This is a genomic window from Alteromonas sp. AO-Serp (assembly GCF_017849675.1).
Lineage (GTDB): Bacteria > Pseudomonadota > Gammaproteobacteria > Enterobacterales > Alteromonadaceae > Alteromonas > Alteromonas macleodii.
Genome location: NZ_JAFLMX010000109.1, coordinates 1 through 1,192 on the forward strand (window position 1 = coordinate 1; position 1,192 = coordinate 1,192).

Here is a 1,192-nt window from a genome sequence, read left to right on the forward strand (position 1 = left end):
CGCAAAAACAAGCGTTGCGCAGCATATCGCTATCAAGAGTACCGCAGTTTGAAACTGTGTATGCCATGACCATACATAAATCTCAAGGCTCTGAGTTTAACCATGTCGTACTTATTTTACCTAAGCCTGATAGCGAGAAAGCCGCCAATTTATTTCATCGAGGCCTAGTGTACACAGGGTTAACCCGTGCTAAAGACGGCTGCTTAATCATTTCTGACAACGCAACATTTACCCACATGGTTCAACGGGTGGATAAGCGTTATTCCGGGCTTTCTGAGGCAATAAGCTTGCAACTAGAGAGCACATCAAATGCCACCCCAGAGACTGAATAGAAATAAATGTACTCTGACCCTGAGGGATCCCCACGAATTTAATTTCATGAGTGCCCAGCCCAGGCCTCGTCGACTATGGAGCTGTACCATTTGAGTGCAGCTTTCCACTGTCGCATAGTAAATCGTATTCGACAAGCGACAGCCCTGAGTCCAAGGTAATGGAATGACAACACGCACCTGGTTTCAGTATTGGCTTGGAAGCGCCGATGCTTATTCGATGAGACGAGTACCATACCCAGTAATATAGCTACGAGTGACGCTAACGTCGTCAACAATACCAGTATTGTTAACCGTTGCTTTTTCACACTTTTATTCTGCTCGTAGCCAAGCCCGAACTTCGTGCTTTTCATGTCTCTAAACCCTTCTTCAATCTGCATGCGCTGGCGATAAATAGCAACGACCTGTTTCGATAAGCTTCGGTGAGACGCCAGTGATGTCGCTAATAGCCATGGGTCTTTCGCCCCTTGCGCATGCACTTTTGAGCGCTTTGAGGCTTTGTGTGTACCATCTGGATTTGATGCATGACGTCCTTTAGATTTCTGTTTTAACAGAACTAGCGTACAAGCAAAGGGGTTGCTCCTTACTATTTGGCTGTTATCAAAACGCTTTGGTCGACAGGTTGCTTGGTCATAAAGGTGACGAATACATTGCCACGTATTGCCGCTATCAAGCGAGTAAAAATGCGGTTTGCGAACTCGTCCAACAATATCCCACCTTAGCGCTAGTACCTCTCTGAACCAAGGCGATTTATACCCTGCATCGGTAACGATAATGGGTCGGCAATTTGAAGGTAACATGGCGTGTAATGTCTTTAAGAATGCTTTGTGGGTGGCGGGTTTCTCTTTGGTCTTGTTGCAATG

The 1,192-nt window shown here is 46.1% G+C and carries 2 protein-coding genes; one reads left to right on the forward strand and one right to left on the reverse strand.

The features are described 5' to 3' along the window. On the forward strand, positions 1–332 hold a 332-nt coding region (locus QVA83_RS08275; RefSeq protein WP_287498342.1), incomplete at its 5' end, for an ATP-binding domain-containing protein. Between the two features lie 44 nt (positions 333–376). On the opposite strand, the gene QVA83_RS08280 is transcribed toward QVA83_RS08275, so the two are convergent. Beyond that, positions 377–1,192, reverse strand: an 816-nt coding sequence (locus QVA83_RS08280; RefSeq protein WP_287498343.1) for an IS4 family transposase, incomplete at its 5' end; no start/stop codon positions are given.